At 74.5% G+C, this 16,095-nt stretch carries 13 protein-coding genes; 12 read left to right on the forward strand and 1 reads right to left on the reverse strand.

Features of this window, described 5'->3' with window-relative positions:
• The first annotated feature begins 166 nt into the window (after positions 1-166).
• Positions 167-3,133, forward strand: coding sequence for a glycoside hydrolase family 3 C-terminal domain-containing protein (locus ACFO3J_RS10430; RefSeq protein WP_386428384.1), 2,967 nt, complete (start codon positions 167-169; stop codon positions 3,131-3,133).
• 133 nt (positions 3,134-3,266) lie between these two features.
• Here ACFO3J_RS10430 and ACFO3J_RS10435 read toward each other — a convergent pair whose 3' ends face one another.
• Positions 3,267-3,773 (reverse strand): cupin domain-containing protein, encoded by a 507-nt coding sequence (locus ACFO3J_RS10435; RefSeq protein WP_386428387.1) that lies wholly within the window; start codon positions 3,771-3,773, stop codon positions 3,267-3,269.
• Positions 3,774-3,912: 139 nt separating this feature from the next.
• Between ACFO3J_RS10435 and ACFO3J_RS10440 the strand changes: the two genes are divergently transcribed.
• From ACFO3J_RS10440 to ACFO3J_RS10490, 11 genes are all read left to right on the forward strand, one after another.
• Positions 3,913-4,437, forward strand: coding sequence for an RrF2 family transcriptional regulator (locus ACFO3J_RS10440; RefSeq protein WP_386428390.1), 525 nt, complete (start codon positions 3,913-3,915; stop codon positions 4,435-4,437).
• Positions 4,434-5,438: a DsbA family oxidoreductase gene (locus ACFO3J_RS10445; RefSeq protein WP_386428393.1), complete on the forward strand. Its 1,005-nt coding sequence runs from the start codon at positions 4,434-4,436 to the stop codon at positions 5,436-5,438. The genes ACFO3J_RS10440 and ACFO3J_RS10445 overlap by 4 nt, the downstream gene beginning before the upstream one ends.
• A 487-nt stretch (positions 5,439-5,925) precedes the next feature.
• On the forward strand, positions 5,926-7,482 hold the full coding sequence (locus ACFO3J_RS10450) for an ABC transporter substrate-binding protein (RefSeq protein WP_386428395.1): 1,557 nt from the start codon (positions 5,926-5,928) through the stop codon (positions 7,480-7,482).
• The gene (locus tag ACFO3J_RS10455; RefSeq protein WP_386428397.1) at positions 7,479-8,537 is read left to right on the forward strand and encodes an ABC transporter permease; all 1,059 of its coding nucleotides are present in this window, start codon (positions 7,479-7,481) and stop codon (positions 8,535-8,537) included. The genes ACFO3J_RS10450 and ACFO3J_RS10455 overlap by 4 nt, the downstream gene beginning before the upstream one ends.
• The gene (locus ACFO3J_RS10460; RefSeq protein ID WP_386428400.1) at positions 8,534-9,472 is read left to right on the forward strand and encodes an ABC transporter permease; all 939 of its coding nucleotides are present in this window, start codon (positions 8,534-8,536) and stop codon (positions 9,470-9,472) included. Before ACFO3J_RS10455 ends, ACFO3J_RS10460 begins: the two co-directional genes overlap by 4 nt.
• Positions 9,453-10,574 (forward strand): ABC transporter ATP-binding protein, encoded by a 1,122-nt coding sequence (locus ACFO3J_RS10465; RefSeq protein ID WP_386428401.1) that lies wholly within the window; start codon positions 9,453-9,455, stop codon positions 10,572-10,574. Before ACFO3J_RS10460 ends, ACFO3J_RS10465 begins: the two co-directional genes overlap by 20 nt.
• Positions 10,571-11,719 (forward strand): ABC transporter ATP-binding protein, encoded by a 1,149-nt coding sequence (locus ACFO3J_RS10470; protein WP_386428402.1) that lies wholly within the window; start codon positions 10,571-10,573, stop codon positions 11,717-11,719. Before ACFO3J_RS10465 ends, ACFO3J_RS10470 begins: the two co-directional genes overlap by 4 nt.
• Positions 11,716-12,927, forward strand: a complete 1,212-nt coding sequence (locus ACFO3J_RS10475; RefSeq protein ID WP_386428404.1) for an acyl-CoA dehydrogenase family protein — start codon at positions 11,716-11,718, stop codon at positions 12,925-12,927. The genes ACFO3J_RS10470 and ACFO3J_RS10475 overlap by 4 nt, the downstream gene beginning before the upstream one ends.
• Positions 12,928-13,016: 89 nt before the next feature.
• Positions 13,017-14,153 (forward strand): LLM class flavin-dependent oxidoreductase, encoded by a 1,137-nt coding sequence (locus tag ACFO3J_RS10480; protein WP_386428406.1) that lies wholly within the window; start codon positions 13,017-13,019, stop codon positions 14,151-14,153.
• Positions 14,150-14,965: an alpha/beta hydrolase gene (locus tag ACFO3J_RS10485; RefSeq protein WP_386428409.1), complete on the forward strand. Its 816-nt coding sequence runs from the start codon at positions 14,150-14,152 to the stop codon at positions 14,963-14,965. The genes ACFO3J_RS10480 and ACFO3J_RS10485 overlap by 4 nt, the downstream gene beginning before the upstream one ends.
• A 510-nt stretch (positions 14,966-15,475) precedes the next feature.
• Positions 15,476-16,030, forward strand: coding sequence for a flavin reductase family protein (locus ACFO3J_RS10490; RefSeq protein WP_386428411.1), 555 nt, complete (start codon positions 15,476-15,478; stop codon positions 16,028-16,030).
• The last annotated feature ends 65 nt before the right edge of the window (positions 16,031-16,095 follow it).

A 16,095-nucleotide genomic window follows, 5' to 3' on the forward strand; every position in this document is an offset into this window, starting at 1 on the left:
GCAATAAGAACGTCCCGCGTCCGCAATATCCCTTGACCCATGTGCAAGTCGAGCACAATTCTCAGGGGCGCACCTGCAGCAGACCTCCTATCTCTCGCACTTCCAGGGCTCCATCCCCCCAGGCTCGGGCGGCTCGCGCCGCCCGCCGATCCCGAACGGAGTGGCAATGAGACGACGCCGCCCCCTGCTGTCCGGCGTGGTGGCCTTCGCGGTCGCCGCGCTGGCAGCGCTCACCGCGGGGACCCTGCCCGCCCAGTCCGCCGACGCGGCCGCCGCACGACCGTGGACGGCCGCCGCGGACACCCCGGGACAGCGCGCCGACGCACTGCTGGCGCAGATGACCACCGCGGAGAAGATCACCATGATGCACGGCGGTGCGCAGTGCGCGTGGGGCGCCTGCGTGGACGCCAACACCCGCCTGGGCATTCCCCAACTGCGGCTCCAGGACGGCCCGGCCGGTGTCGCCGACGGCGCCGGCGGGGTCACCCAGCTGCCCGCCCCGGTGGCCGCCGCGGCCTCCTTCGACCGTGATCTGGCCAAGAGTTACGGCCAGGTGATCGGCAACGAGGCCTGGGGCAAGGGCGCCAACATCGTCCTCGGCCCGACCATCAACATCGTGCGCGACCCCCGCTGGGGCCGTGCCTTCGAATCGCTCAGCGAAGACCCCTACCTCGCCGGTGAGCTGGGCGCGGCCGACATCCAGGGCATCCAGAGCCAGGGCCCGATGGCCCAGGTGAAGCACTACGCCGACTACAACCAGGAGACCAACCGCAACAACGCGGCGGACAACGTCATCATGAACGACCGGACGCAGCGGGAGATCTACCTGCCGGCGTTCGAGGCCGCGGTCAAGCAGGGCCAGGCCTACTCGGTGATGTGCTCCTACTCCTCGGTGGCCGGCACCTACGCCTGCGAGAACTCCCAGCTGATCCAGCAGGTGCTGGAGGGCGACCTCGGCTTCACCGGCTTCGTCACCTCCGACTGGGGCGGCACGCACTCCACGGTCGCCTCGGCCAACGCCGGTCTCGACCAGGAGATGAACGGCCAGGACTTCTACGGCACGGCGCTGACCAACGCGGTCAACAGCGGCCAGGTGTCCATCGCCACCCTGAACGGCCATGTGCGCCGCATCCTGGTCTCGATGTTCGCCTCCGGCCTGTTCGACACCACCCAGACCGGCTCCATCACCGCCCCGGTCAGCACCGCCGCCCACCAGGCCACCGCCCGGCAGGTCGCGGAGGAGGGCAGTGTGCTGCTGAAGAACGCGGGTTCGGCGCTGCCGCTGGGCACCGCCAACAAGAAGATCGCGGTGATCGGTGACGACGCCGGCCCCAACGCCCTGACCGCGGGCGGCGGCAGCGCGCACGTCGGCTCCTCCGCGATCGTCACCCCGTACTCCGCGCTGGTGTCGCGGGCGGGCACCGGCGCCGCCGTCACGTACTCCCAGGGCTATGCCTCACCCGGCGGCGAGATCGTGGACAGCCCGTATCTGACGCCTTCCCAGGGCGGCGGGCACGGACTGTACGGGCAGTTCTACAACGGCACCGCGATGGGCGGCACCGCGATCACCTCCCGGGTCGACCCGACGGTCAACTTCCTGTGGGGCGGCGCCTCTCCGGCGAGCGGCGTGCCCGCCAACGGCTGGTCCGCGAAATGGACCGGCACGCTGACCCCGCCGAGCACCGGCAGCTACACCTTCGCGCTGAGCAGCGACGACGGCAGCCGGCTGTTCATCAACGGCCAGCAGCTGATCGGCAACTGGGCCGACCAGCCGCGTACCACCAAGACCGGCACCGTCACCCTGACCGCCGGCCAGCCGGTGAGCATCGAGGTCGACTACTTCAACGACGGCGGTGGCAGTGAACTGGAACTCGGCTGGCAGGTGCCCAACCAGGACCTGCACGGCCAGGCCGTGACCGCGGCCCGCGCGGCCGACACCGCGGTGGTCTTCGTCAACAAGTCGGAGGGCGAGGGCGCCGACCTGAGCGACATCGACCTGTCTGCCGACCAGAACCAGCTGGTGACGGATGTGGCCGCGGCCAATCCGAACACGGTCGTGGTGGTCAACAGCGGTTCCGCGGTGACGATGCCGTGGGCCGGCGCCGTCCGCGGCATCATCGAGAACTGGTATCCCGGCCAGGAGGACGGCAACGCCATCGCCGCCCTGCTCTACGCCGACGTCAACTTCTCCGGCAAGCTGCCCGTCACCTTCCCGCAGAGCCTGAACGACGTCCCCGCCCACACCACCGCGCAGTGGCCGGGGCAGAACAACACCGTCCAGTACAGCGAAGGCATCGACGTCGGCTACCGCTGGTACGACTCGCAGAGCAAGACCCCGCTGTTCCCCTTCGGGTTCGGCCTGTCGTACACGACCTTCGGGTATGCGAATCTGACGGTGGGTCAGCCGGACGCGAGCGGCAACGTCGCGGTCGGCTTCGACGTACAGAACACCGGCACCCGGGCCGGAGCCGAAGTCCCCCAGATCTACGTCGGCCAGCCCGCCACCACCGGCGAACCCCCCAAGAGCCTGCGCGGCTTCCAACGGGTCAGCCTCAACCCCGGCCAGACCCAGCACGTATCAGTAACGCTCAACGCCCGCAGCTTCCAGTACTGGAACAACGGCTGGACCAACGCCACCGGCACCAACACCGTCTACGTCGGCTCCTCCTCCCGCGACATCCGCCTCACCGGCACGACCACCATCGCCAGCGGCGGCGGGACGACTCCCCCCGGCCAGACCACGGCGATCTCGCTGCGGGCGCACGCCAACAGCCAGTACGTCACCGCCGAGAACGCCGGCGCGGCCGCGCTGATCGCCAACCGCACCGCGATCGGCCCGTGGGAGACCTTCGACGAGATCGACCTCGGCGGCGGCGCCGTGGCACTGCGCTCGCACGCCGACAACAAGTACGTGACCACGCCCGGCAACGGCACCGGGTCGCTGATCGCGAGCAGCACGAGTGTCGGGACGGCCGAGACCTTCGACCTGATCCACGACGCGGACGGCGCGGTCAGCCTGCGGGCCCACTCCGACAATCAGTATGTGACGGCGGAGAACGCCGGGGCCGCCGCGCTGATCGCCAACCGCGCGGCGATCGGTCCCTGGGAGGAGTTCGACCTGATCAAGGACTAGTACGGACCTGCCGTACGCCGGCGGTGGCCCCTGCCTTCCCGGGCGGGGGCCACCGCCCGGTGCCGGGCCGCCGGCCCGGTCGCGTACCGGAGTTGACGTGACGCACCCGGAGTGCCGGGGGCCGGTCCGCGGGTCAGTCGGTGCCGGCGGGCAGCGCGTAGAGCGCCGGCAGATTGACCACGACGGCCTCCTGGGTGCTGCGGGCGATCACCACCACGGCCTCGTCGGCCGGGTCAGGGTTCTCCTCGCGGTGCGGCACATAGGGCGGCACGAAGATGTAGTCGCCCGGGCCCGCGACCAGCCGGACCTCGCGGGGCCCCTCGCCGGAGTCGTCCAGGAAGACGAACTCGGGCCTGCCGCTGACCACATAGATCGCGGTCTCCGACTCCCCGTGGTGGTGGTCGGACGACGAGGTGGCCGGCGCGACGTGCGTCTGGCCCATCCACAGCCGTTCGGAGCCGACGGTCCGGCCGCTGATCGCGGCGAACCGGCGCATCCCGCCGGTCTGCGCGGTGTCGCCGTCGAGACCGTCCGCGCGGATGTGGTGCAGCCGGTTGAGCGACGGGCGGGGCGGGCCGTCCTGGCCTGCCGGGAGATGCGGATGGAAGCCCTCACCGGCGATGGTCGGGTGCTCGGTCATGGTCCAGGACGCTAGAGGGGCCGCCGAAAGGATGTCAAGAGGTGTCCATTGCGGCTCACCTGCGTGGATGTACCGGCCGTTGGCGTCCGGTCGGCCGGAAGCCGTCCCAACGGGCCGCCGGACGGGCGATACTGTGCGCATGCATATCTCCGCGAAGGCGGACTACGCCGTTCGGGCCCTGGTGGAACTGGCCCGCGACTCCGCCCGCCCGCTGACCTGTGAGGCCATCGCCTCCTCGCAGGAGATCCCGTTCCGCTTCCTGAAGTCCGTGGTCGGCGAACTGCGGCGGGCCGGGCTGGTGCGCAGCCAGCGCGGCTGCGAGGGCGGCTACTGGCTGAGCCGCCCGGCCGAGCAGACCACCCTGCTCGACGTGGTGCGCGCGGTCGACGGCGAGGTGTTCACCCTGCGCGGCGAGGCACTGGCCGAGCTGGCGTATCCGGCGCCGGCCGCCGGGCTCCCCACCGTGTGGCGGTCGATCGAGGCCGCGGCGTCGGCGGTGCTGGAGGCGGTGACGATCGCCGCGCTGGTGGCCGACGACGCCAGGGGCGGCGACCGGGCCGCCGGCCGGCCGGCCGCGACCCTGGCGGCCGAACCCGTCGTGGCCGCGGCTGTCCCGGCCGCGGCGGCGGCCGCCGGGGAGGGCCGGCTGGCGGGTGCGGCATGACCGGACCGTCGCCGGACGAAGGTCCGGCGCTGCCGGTCCGGGGGCCGGCGCGGGCCGATCCGGCGGGTCCACCCGAGCCGCCGGAGCCGCCGCTGGCCGTCACCGAGTACACCGACCCGCTGTGCCCGTGGGCGTGGGGCGCCGAGCCGGAGTTCCGCCTGCTGCGCACCGCGCTGGCCGGGCGGGCGCGGTGGCGGCGGGTGTACGGCATCCTGTTCGACACCGACGACGACCCGGCGCCCGATCCGGCCGCGGAGACCGCCTGGTACGAGGGGTTCGTGCGCGGGGTCGGCGCGCACACCGGCGCTCCGCACGCGGTCCGGCTGAGCCGGGTGGCGGCGACGAGCTGGCCCGCCTCGCTGGTGGCCGTGGCGGCGCGGGCGCAGGGCGGGCAGGTGGCCGACCGGGTGCTGCGCCGGCTGCGCGAGTCGATGTTCGTGGCCGGTGAGCCGGCCGACACCCTGGAGCTGGCGCTGCGCGCCGCCGGGGGCGTACCGGGACTGGACGCGGTCCGGCTGGCCGCGGACGCCGGCTCCGCCGAGGTGCTGGCGGCAGTAGAGGCCGACCACCGCGAGACCCGGGAGCCGCTGCCGGAGGCGCTGACGGCCGAGGACCCGGGGCCGCATCCGGGGACGGCCAAGGAGACCTCCGACGGGCGGCTGCGGTACGCCCTGCCGACGCTGCTGTTCAGCGGACCGGCCGGCCGCCGGCTGGTGCCGGGACGGCGGCCCCTCGACGCGTATCTGGCAGCGATCGAGGCCGTCGCGCCCGGCCTCCCGGGAGTCCGGCCGGCCGTACAACGACCGGACACCGAGGCCTTGTTGGCGTACCACCGGAGTCTGAGCGGACCCGAGTGGGCGCTGCTGGCGCCCGGCGGCGCGCCACCCGGGCGGGCGGTGCGGATCGAGACCGGGAACGGCCCGCTGTGGCTCCACCCGGCGGAGGCCGCCGCCCGGCCATGGGCCGCCGCTGCCCCGGTCCAGCATGCTGACCAGCGCTGATTCACAGGCGCCGACCGTACCAGTCAATGAGACACCTTTTGGTGTCCATTGACAGCGGCTCACCGCTGCGGCCAGGATGGGCACATGCTTACGACGCACCCCGGTGTGGTGTGCCGCTATGTGGACTTTCTGCGTACCAGCAGCGCTCTCTGTCGCTGACCGTACGCTCGTGGCCCCGCGGCGCCAGACCGGTCACTGACCGAAGGCCCGCCGTCCGGCGCTGAACCGCCGGCTCTCTCCGCGGCGCGGGCCCGCCCGCGCGTCTCCCCGTCACAGCTCCGTCGTACCGGCCGCCGCCGGCTCAGCTCCGCTGTCGCAGCTGTCCTTCCGGCGTGCCCGGCCGCCTTCTCCCCGACTCCGCTCGGCCGCCGCCACCCTCCGTCGCCACCCTCCGTCGACATCCGCGGTCGCAGCATGTGCGACGTCTCGCGCCGCCCTCGCCCGCCGAGGGCCGTCCCGGCATACCCCCGAAAGGTGACGCATCGTCATGAACCGTGCCGCCGTGTCCGCTTCCTCCCCCTCTTCGCTCGGCAGACGCTCCTTCCTCGGCATCGGTCTCGGCGCCGGCGCCGCACTCGCCCTGACCGCCTGCGGCGGCGGCAGCGGTGCCTCGGGGGGCGGCGCCGGGTCGTCCGTGCTCAAGTGGGGCTGGTCGCTGCCGACTTCCTGGGACCCGGTGTTCTCCTCGGCCGGCTGGGACGTGCACGCGCTGTCCCTGGTCTACGCCGGGCTCACCAAGCTGGACCCGCACGGCACCGCGGTCCCGGCGCTGGCCAGCTCCTGGACGTACGACACCCAGGGCACCCGGCTGACCTTCACCCTGCGGCCCGGCCTGAAGTTCTCCGACGGCGCCCCGCTGGACGCCGCGGCGGTCAAGAAGAGCCTGGAGCGCGGCATCTCCGACCCCAAGTCGCTGGTGGCGCCCCAGCTCACCTCGGTGAAGGCGGTCTCCGCGCCGGACCCGGCCACCGTCGTCATCGACCTCACCCACGCCGACTACCAGATCCCCAATCTGCTGGCAGGCAAGACCGGCATGATCGTCAACCCCGCCGCGTTCACCGCCGACGCCGCCGGGATCGCCGCCAAGCCGGCCGGCGCCGGACCCTTCACGCTGACCTCCTACACGCAGAACGCCAAGGCGGTGCTGCGCCGCAACCCCGGTTACTGGGACGCGGGTTCGATCAAGCTCGGCGGCTTCGAGCTGTATCCGCTGCCGGACGCCTCCACGGTGGTGGCCGCCCTGCAGTCCGGGCAGTACAACGTGGCGCAGATCCCCGGCAGTCAGGTGCAGGCGGCCAAGGCGGCCGGCCTGGAGGTGCAGGTGATCCCCTCGATGGTGGTCGCCACGCTCGACGTCGACAGCGCCAAGGCGCCGTTCGACAAGCCCGAGGTCGTCGAGGCGCTCAAGTACGCGATCGACCGTGAAGCACTGGTCAAGACCCAGGAGTTCGGCAACGGCGAGGCCACCTACCAGCCCTTCCCCAAGGGCTACGCCGGCTACGACGCGAGCAGCGCGAACCTGTTCCCGTACAACCCGGCCAAGGCCAAGGACCTGCTGGCGCAAGCCGGTTACTCCGGCGGCCTCGACATCACGCTGACCACCGCCACCGCCCAGGGCGTGCCCGAGCAGATCCAGGCGCAGCTCAAGCAGGTGGGGATCAACGCCAAGATCGAGGTCATCCCGCAGACGCAGTTCACCCAGATCGTCTACATCGAGCACGATCAGCAGCTGGCGGTCGACCAGTTCGCCGGCCGCGACTCGGCCGTGCAGGCCTTCCAGGTGCTCTTCGGCGAGCAGGGGCTGATGAACCCCGGCCGCAGCACCCCGCCGGAACTGACCGCCGCGCTGAACAAGGTGACCGGCACGCCGCTGGACTCCGCCGACTACCCCAAGGTGCTCCAGGCGGCGACCGCGTTCGCCGTCCGCAACACGCCCAATGTCTTCCTCTACACGGTGCCGCGCATCCTCGCCCGTGCCAAGAACGTGTCGGCGCTGCCGCAGACCACCGTGGTGCAGCGGTTCGAGGGAGTGACCGTCGGATGAGCGCGCTCACCGCGGCGCTGCCGGAGCGGCGGCGCGCCTCCCTGCTCGCGCGGGCCGCTCGGGCGCCGCAGCCGCTCGGCCGGGCCCTGGTGACGGCCGGCACGGTGTTCCTGCTCTCCTCGCTGGTGACCTTCGGGCTGGGCGCGCTGTCGGACGCCAACCCGGCGGCGGCCGTACTCGGCGACACCGCGACCCCGGCGGACATCACCCGGCTGAACCACGTCTTCGGGCTCGACCGGCCGCTGCCCGTCCAGTACGTGACCTGGCTCGGCCACGCCTTCACCGGTGATCTCGGCCGCTCCTGGTTCACCTCGCTGCCGGTGTCCGGCAGCGTCTTCCAGGCGCTGCCGGTCGATCTGTCGATCGCCGGTCTGGCGCTGCTGATCGCGGTGCTGCTCGGTTCGCTCGGCGGGATCGCCGCCGCGCGCAGCAACGGCGGGCGGCTGGACCGGGCGATCACGGTGATCTGCTCGCTGCTGGGCACGCTGCCCGCTTTCGTGGTGGCCATCGGCCTGATCGCGGTGATGTCGGTGAAGCTCGGCTGGCTGCCGTCCGGCGGCTACACCGCCTTCGGTCAGAGCCCGGTGGAATGGCTGCGGTTCGCGATCCTGCCCGCCTTCGCGCTGAGCCTGGACGCGGCGGCGAACGTGGCACGGCAGCTACGGGCCTCGCTGGTGGGTGAGTTGCGCGCGAACTACGTCACGGGCGCGGCGATGCGCGGACTGTCCGCCCGCCGGGTGCTGTTCGGGCATGTGCTGCGCAACGCGGCCGGCCCGGCGCTGACCGTGCTCGGGATGAGCGTGCCGATGCTGATCGGCGGAGCGGTGGTCACCGAGCGGATCTTCAACCTGCCCGGCATCGCCCAGCTCTCCCTCCAGGCCGCCCAGCAGCACGATGTGCCGGTCATCCAGGGCACGTTGCTGGTCACCGTCGGGGTGGTGCTGATCGCCAACATCGCGATCAACGCGGCGCTGACGGCCCTCAACCCGGCCGCGCGCAGGGGCCGTCCGGTCTCCGCCGGCCAGGACGAACCGGCCGCGGGCGGTGCCGCATGAGGACGCTGCGCCGCACCTGGCGGCTGCCCGCGGCCCGGGTCGCGCTGGGCGCGCTGCTGTTCGTCGCGGTCCTCGCGGTCCTGGGCGGCTGGATCGCCCCGCAGGACCCGCTGGCGCAGGACACCACCCGGGTGCTCCAGGGCCCGAGCGGCGCCCATCTGCTGGGCACCGACTACCTCGGCCGCGACGTACTGAGCCGGCTGCTGGCCGGCACCGGCCGGTCGGTGCTGGGCGCGGTGGAGTCGGTCGGCGCCGCCATGCTGCTCGGGGTCGTGCCCGGGCTGGCGTCGCTCTGGCTGGGCCGGGCCTTCGAGTGGACCGCGCTGCGGGCGGTGGACGCGCTGATGACCCTGCCCTTCACGCTGTTCGCCATCGCGGCCGTCGGGGTGTTCGGCAACGGCCTCAACCAGGCGATGCTGGCCCTCGGGGTGCTGCTGGCGCCGCTGTTCTTCCGGGTGTCCCGGGCCGCCGCGCTCGGCCTGAAGCAGGCGCAGTATGTGGAGGCCGCCGAGCTGATGGGCGCCTCGCGGGCCCGGGTGCTGCGGACCCACATCGTGGCCAAGGTGCTGCCGACGGTGGCCGTCACCACCGCGCACGCCCTGGCCACCGCGCTGCTCACCGTCACCTCGCTGACCTTCCTCGGGGTGGGCGTACAGCCGCCGGCCCCCACCTGGGGCGGGGTGCTCGCCAGCGACCTGGGCTATCTGGCCCAGCAGCCATGGGCGCCGGTCCTGCCGGGCGTACTGATCATGATCACCGTCGGCGCGCTGAACCTGCTGGCGGACGCGGTCCGCGACAGCGGCGCCGCCGACTCGGCTGCGGACCGCGGCCCCGCCCGGAACCGGGGCAAGGGGCGCTTCGGCGGCCCGGAAACGGCCGCCGTCCTTGACACACCGGCGCCCGACAGGAGGACCGATGAGCCGCTCACCGTCTGAACCGGCCTCGCCCGGCCTCGATCCGGGCCGGCCCGTGCTCGCCGTCGAGGGCCTGCACATCACCGTGGCCGGCGGCCGCACCGAGGCCGTACGCGATGTGTCCTTCACCGTCCGGGCCGGGGAGGCGGTCGGCGTGGTCGGCGAGTCCGGCAGCGGCAAGACGCTGACCTGCCGGTCGCTGCTGGGGGTGCTGCCGCCGGGCTGCGCGGTGTCCGCGGGCAGCGCCCGGCTCGACGGCGCCGAGCTGACCTCGCTGAGCCCCCGGGCCTGGGAGGAGCTGCGCGCGGTACGGCTCGGGGCGGTGTTCCAGGACCCGGCGTCGTATCTCAACCCGTCGCTGACCGTGGGCCGCCAGCTGGCCGAACCGCTGCGGGTGCGGCTCGGGCTGAGCCGCACCGAGGCGCACGCGCGGGCGGTCGAACTCTTCGGCTCGGTCGGTCTGCACCGGCCCGCCGAGGTGTACCACCGCTATCCGCACGAGCTGTCCGGCGGCATGCTCCAGCGGGTCCTGATCGCCGTCGCGGTCGCCTGCGAGCCGCGGCTGCTCGTCGCGGACGAGGCGACCACCGCGCTGGACACCGTCGTACAGGCCGAAGTCCTCGATCTGCTGGCCCGGTTGCGCGACGACCTCGGACTCGCGCTGCTGCTGGTCACGCACGACCTCGCGGTGGTGGCCGAGGTCACCGACCGGGTGATGGTCTTCTACGCGGGCGAGATCGTCGAGGACGGCCCGACCGCCGAGGTGGTGTCCCGCCCGGCCCACCCCTATACCGCCGCCCTGCTGAGCGTCGCCTCGGCCGGTGACTGGCACCGCCGGGAGCTGGCCGTCATCCCGGGCCGCCCGCCCGAGGCGGGCGCCGAACCGCCCGGCTGCCGCTTCGCCGACCGCTGCGCCTTCGCGGAGGACCGCTGCCGTACGGCCCGGATACCGCTCGCCACCGGCGCCGACGGACGCCGGGTGCGCTGCGTGCGCGCGGCCGAACTCGCCGAGACCCTCGCCGATCCCTTCCGGCCTGCCGCTGTCGGGCCCGCTTCCGCCGGGCCGGTTTCCCTCGACTCGGCACCCGTCGAGTCGACTCCCATCGAGGAGGTGTCCGCATGACCGTCTCCGCCGCCGGGGCCAGGACCCCGGACCGCACCGCCCCCGCGGCGGCGTCCGCGCCGCGCGCGGGCGCCGATCAGCCCGGGCACGCCGACCCGGCCGAGGTCGCGGCCACGGTCGCGGCGGACACCGCGCCCGCCCCCGACGGCGCCGCCGTGCTGCGGGTCGAGGGGCTCGGAGTGTCCTATCCGCGACGGGGCGTCCGGGGCGGCGAGGTGCCCGTACTGGCCGGCGCGGACCTGGAGTTGGCAGGCGGCCGGATCCTCGGGCTGATCGGTGAGACCGGCTCCGGCAAGACGACCCTGGCCCGCGCCGTGGTGGGGACCGCGCCGGTCACCGCCGGGCGGATCACCGTCGAGGGCGTGCGGGTGAGCGGGCTGCGCGGCCGGGCGCTGCGGGAGCACCGCAGGTCGGGCAGGGTCCAGTACATGTTCCAGGACCCGCTGCGCTCGCTCGACCCGGATCTGACCGTGACCGAACTGGTCGGCGAGCCGCTGGCGGTGGCCGGGGTGGACAAGAGGGAGCGCCGGGCCCGGTCCGCCGAGGCCCTGCACCGGGTCGGGCTGGACGCCGACGCGCTGGGCGACCGGATCGCGGCGCAGCTGTCGGGCGGGCAGCGGCAGCGGGTCTCGCTGGCCCGGGCCATCGTCACCCGGCCCGCGCTGCTGCTCGCCGACGAGCCGGTGAGCGCCCTGGACGCCTCCAACCGCAACCATGTGCTGCGGCTGCTGGACGAGTTGCGGCGCGACCTCGGGGTCGCGATCGTCGTCATCTCGCACGACCTCGGCTCGCTGGCCGGGGTCGCCGACCGGATCGCGGTGCTGTATCGCGGCCGGCTGGTCGAACAGGGCCCCACCGCCGAGGTGCTGACCCGGCCGCTGCACCCGTACACCGCGCTGCTCACCGCCTCCGCGCCCCGGATCGACCGGACCGGCCGCGGCCCCGGCGCGCGTACCCGGCCGGCCGCCGCCGGGCCGCCGGCCTGGGCGGTCGCGCCCGGCGCCTGCGTGTTCGCCCACCGCTGCCCGTTCGCCGACGCCGACTGCCGTACGCAGCCCGGGAGTTCATCCCATACCGGGCAGCGGAGCGCGGCCTGCCACCACCCGATCCGTACGCCCTCCGACGACTGGGAAGCCACCTCGTGACAGCGAACACCGCGGCGCCCGCGACTCCGGCCGGCCCCGCGACCGTACCGGGCGGCCTGCCCGCTCCCGACTACGAGGCCCTGGCCGACGTCACCGCCGTGCTCGCGGCCCGCGCCGCCGAACACGACCGGGACGCGACCTTCCCGCACGAGGGTGTGGCCGCCGTGCACGCGGCCGGTCTGCTCACCGCCACCGTCGACCGCCGCTACGGCGGCCCCGGCGGCGGCCTGGGCGACACCGTCCGGATCCTGCGGGCGCTGGGCGGCGGCGACCCCGCTGTCGCGCTGGTCACCGCGATGACCCTGTTCACACACGCCGCGCAGGCCCGTACCCCGCAGTGGCCCGAGCCCGTCTACCGCGAGCTGCTCGCCGAGTCCGGCCGGCGCCCCGCGCTCGTCAACGCGCTGCGGGTGGAGCCCGACCTGGGCAGCCCGGTCCGCGGCGGCCTGCCCGCGACGACGGCCCGGCGCCCGGCGGGCGACGACACGGCCCCCTGGGAGCTGACCGGCCACAAGATCTTCTCCACCGGCGCCGTCGCGCTGCGCTGGATGGCGGTCTGGGCCCGCACCGACGAGGACCCCGTACGTGTCGGCGCCTTCCTGGTGCGCACCGACTCGCCCGGCATCGAGATCCGCCCCACCTGGAACCACCTGGGCCTGCGCGCCAGCCGCAGCGACGACGTGCTCCTCGACACGGTCCCGGTGCCCGCCGACCACGTGGCCGGGCTGGCCGGACCCGGGGCCGACGGGGGCCGGGACGTCATCGGCGGAGCCTGGAACTCCCTCGGCCTGACCGCCCTTTACCTCGGGGTGGCACGCACCGCGCAGCACTGGCTGACCGGCTTCCTGCACGAGCGGGTGCCCAGCGCGCTGGGCGCGCCCCTCGCCTCGCTTCAGCGCTTCCAGAGCGCGGTCGGCGAGATCGAGGTCCAACTCACGGGCGCCGAGGGGCTGGTGAGCGCGCTGGCCGGCGCGGTGGACGCCGGGGACGAGAGCGCGGCGGCGCAGGCCGGCGGCGCCAAGGTGCTGGGCATCCGCGCGGCGATCGGTTCCGTCGAGCAGGCCGTCGCACTCATCGGCAACAACGGCCTCACCCAGGACAACCCGCTGCAACGGCACTTGCGCGATGTGCTGTGCGGCCGCGTGCACACCCCGCAGGACGACTCCGTCCTGCTGACCGCGGGCCGCGCCGCCCTCGACCGCCGCTGACGCGGCACCGGCCGCCGGCCACCCCCGACCCGCTCCCCGCCCCGATCCGCCCCGTCAGCGAGAACATCTCACGAAAGGCCCAACCAGCCATGCCCGTCGAGTTCATCGGCATGATCGGCACCCGCGACGTCTCCGAGATCCGCCCGCCGGCCGGGCCCGTCGTCGACCCCGACTACACCCTGCGCTTCGCCCGCGCCCACGAGGACGCCGGCTTCGACCGCGTCCTGATCGGCTACGGCTCCAGCAGCCCGGACGGTACGCAGGTCGCCGCGTACGTGGCCGCCAACACCGAACGCCTGGGGCTGCTGGTGGCGCACCGGCCCGGTTTCGTCGCGCCGACGCTGGCCGCGCGCACCTTCGCCACGCTGGACCGCTTCTCCGGCGGCCGGGTCGCCGTGCACATCATCACCGGCGGCCACGACGCGGAGCAGCGCCGGGACGGCGACCACCTCGGCAAGGACGACCGCTACGCCCGCACCGACGAGTATCTGGACATCGTCAAGCGCGCCTGGACCAGCGCCGAGCCCTTCGACCACGAGGGCCGCTTCTACCAGCTCCAGGACTTCCTCGCCGAGGTCAAGCCGGTCACCGAGCCGCGCATCCCGCTCTACTTCGGCGGTTCCTCCGAGGCGGCCTACCGGGTCGGCGGCAAGCAGGCGGACGTCTTCGCGCTGTGGGGCGAGCCGCTGGCCGAGACGGCCGAGCAGATCGCGTCGGTCCGCGCCGCCGCGGCCGCGGCCGGCCGCACCGAGGCGCCCGGCATCAGCGTCTCCTTCCGTCCGATCCTCGGCCGGACCGAGGACGAGGCCTGGGAGCGGGCGCACCGCATCCTCGACACCATCAACTCCCGCAGTTCGGCGGCCTCGTTCGTCGGCAGCCGCCGTATCCTCCCGGTCGGGCCCGGGGCGGAGCCGCAGAACACCGGCTCCCAGCGGCTGCTGGCCGCGGCGGCCAAGGGCGAGCTGCACGACCGCGCGCTGTGGACCCCGACGGCGAAGGCGACCGGTGCGGCCGGCAACTCCACCGCGCTCGTGGGCACGCCGGAGACCGTCGCGCAGGCCCTGCTCGACTACGTGGACATCGGCGTGACCACGCTGCTGATCCGCGGCTACGACCCGCTGGACGACGCGATCGCCTACGGCCGCGATCTGCTCCCGCTGGTCCGGGCCGAGGTGGCCCGCCGTGACGCGGCCCGGGTCGAGGCCCCCGTCGGCGCCGCCCGATGACCGCCGCACCCGGTACGGCCGCCCCGACCGCGACAGGGGATCCGGTGCACCCGACCGTGCCGGCGCCGCCCGCCGACCGCGCCGCGCACTGGTATCCGGCGCAGGGGCTGCTGCACCGGGGGACGATCGTGCTGCTGCCCGGGCGCGGTGAACACCCGGGCGTCTACGAGCGGTTCGGGCGGCGGCTGGCCGCAGACGCCTATGTGGTGCACGTGCTGGACGTGGCGCCCGGCGCCGACCCGGCCGGAGTCGCGGCCGCGGTGGACGCGGTGGCGGCGGGGGCCGCGACGCCGCTGGTGCTGGCCGGCTCCGACACCGGGGCGCTGCACGCGCTGGCCGCGTCGGTGCGGACGGCGGCCGCGCCGGGGGCGCTGCTGCTGGCGGGGGTGCCGGGCGAAGGTGCCTGGTCCGCCGGGGCCGAGGAGGAATGGGCCGGCGAACTGGACGCGCGGACGACCTGCCCGACGCATCGCGGACGGCTCGGCGCCGACCCGCTGTTCGCGCCGGGGGCGCTGACCGCGCCGGCACCGGCCGAACTGGTGGCCGCCGCCGAAGCGGTGCTCGCGGCGCCGCCCGCCGTGCCCGCGCTGCTCCTGCACGGCGCCGCGGACCCCGTCTCGCCTCCCGAACGGGCCCGGGCCCTGGCCGCGCTGCTCCCCGGCGCGACCCTGGCCACGGTCGCCGACGGCCGCCACGACACGTTGAACGACATCCAGCACCGCAGTGTCGCCGCCCTCGTCGTCCAGTGGCTGGAGCGGCTGCGCGCGGCCGGCCGTCCCGTCCTGGCCGTGGAGGGCGGCGCGGTCTTCTGACCGCGCCGGGGGAGGCGGGCCCGCCGGGTCCGCCTCCCCCGGCCGCGGGTCACCACGACGCCGACGGACAGACGAAGGAGCGGGCACGGAGCCGCTCCCGTACCGCGCGGACTCCCGCCCGGGCGGTCGGCAGCGGCCGTACCGGGCGCCGACCCCGGACGGCGCCCAGCCTGTCCCGCCACCGGGCACGTCGGGCACGACCGCCGCCGACCGAAGCCGACCGCCCGCGAACCGCCCCGACCTCCCGACCGCCCTCGCACCCCGACCGCGATGTCCCGCTCAGCCCCGCCGGCCCGGACCCGACCCGCCATCTCCCGCCGCCCGAAGAGATCGGGCACCACCGAACCCGGCCGACCACCGGACCGCCCCGACCGCCGTGGCCCGCTCAGCCCCCACCCGGACGGCCCGCCCAGCCCGCCGGCCGGGCCGGGCCCGGCGCGGCCCGGTGTCGGGTACGACCGATGCCGACCGTCCCCACCCGCACGAACCGTCCCGGAAGGAACCGCTCGCATGACTGTGACCCGCTCCCTCGCTGCGAACGCCGCCGCCGACTCCTCCCTTCGGGCCGCCCCGGACTCCGGGCTGCCGCCGCGGGGCGTCGGCGCGGACCTGCTGCGCAGGACCCTGCGACGGCAGGCGAACACCGTGGCGGTGGTGACCGTGCCCGGACCGGCGGGGTTCACCGCCACCTCCTTCACCTCGGCCTCGCTCGAACCCGCCCTGGTCTCCTTCTACTTGGCGTCCACCGCGTCGACCGCCCCGGCCGTACGCGCCGCGGACGTCTTCGCCGTCCATCTGCTGGCCGCCCAACAGACCGAGCTGGCCAGGGGATTCGCCCGCAGCGGGGTGGACCGGTTCGCCGGGGTGGAGTGGGCACCGGGTGACAGCGGTGTGCCCCTGCTCGCCGGGGTGGACGCGTGGCTGACCGCGCGGACCGTCCAAGTCCACGACATAGGGGACCACTTCCTGGTGGTCGGCAGAATCCTCGCGGCCGGCGGCCCGGCCGCGGCGGCGCCGCTGGTCCACCACGACGGTGCCTTCGGCACCTTCGACTCCGGCGCCTGATCCGCGCGCCCCGTGGCCGCCCGCCGCCCCGTCGGCGGGCCCCGGGGCACCGCCGCCGTCACAGC

The organism is Streptomyces polygonati (assembly GCF_042650325.1).
GTDB classification, from domain to species: domain Bacteria; phylum Actinomycetota; class Actinomycetes; order Streptomycetales; family Streptomycetaceae; genus Actinacidiphila; species Actinacidiphila polygonati.

Excerpts from the sequence above, each read along its gene's own strand:
- ACFO3J_RS10430 (WP_386428384.1), top strand. The coding sequence starts at position 167 with ATGAGACGACGCCGCCCCCTGCTGTCCGGCGTGGTGGCCTTCGCGGTC.
- ACFO3J_RS10435 (WP_386428387.1), bottom strand. The coding sequence starts at position 3,773 with ATGACCGAGCACCCGACCATCGCCGGTGAGGGCTTCCATCCGCATCTC.
- ACFO3J_RS10440 (WP_386428390.1), top strand. The coding sequence starts at position 3,913 with ATGCATATCTCCGCGAAGGCGGACTACGCCGTTCGGGCCCTGGTGGAA.
- ACFO3J_RS10445 (WP_386428393.1), top strand. The coding sequence starts at position 4,434 with ATGACCGGACCGTCGCCGGACGAAGGTCCGGCGCTGCCGGTCCGGGGG.
- ACFO3J_RS10450 (WP_386428395.1), top strand. The coding sequence starts at position 5,926 with ATGAACCGTGCCGCCGTGTCCGCTTCCTCCCCCTCTTCGCTCGGCAGA.
- ACFO3J_RS10455 (WP_386428397.1), top strand. The coding sequence starts at position 7,479 with ATGAGCGCGCTCACCGCGGCGCTGCCGGAGCGGCGGCGCGCCTCCCTG.
- ACFO3J_RS10460 (WP_386428400.1), top strand. The coding sequence starts at position 8,534 with ATGAGGACGCTGCGCCGCACCTGGCGGCTGCCCGCGGCCCGGGTCGCG.
- ACFO3J_RS10465 (WP_386428401.1), top strand. The coding sequence starts at position 9,453 with ATGAGCCGCTCACCGTCTGAACCGGCCTCGCCCGGCCTCGATCCGGGC.
- ACFO3J_RS10470 (WP_386428402.1), top strand. The coding sequence starts at position 10,571 with ATGACCGTCTCCGCCGCCGGGGCCAGGACCCCGGACCGCACCGCCCCC.
- ACFO3J_RS10480 (WP_386428406.1), top strand. The coding sequence starts at position 13,017 with ATGCCCGTCGAGTTCATCGGCATGATCGGCACCCGCGACGTCTCCGAG.
- ACFO3J_RS10485 (WP_386428409.1), top strand. The coding sequence starts at position 14,150 with ATGACCGCCGCACCCGGTACGGCCGCCCCGACCGCGACAGGGGATCCG.
- ACFO3J_RS10490 (WP_386428411.1), top strand. The coding sequence starts at position 15,476 with ATGACTGTGACCCGCTCCCTCGCTGCGAACGCCGCCGCCGACTCCTCC.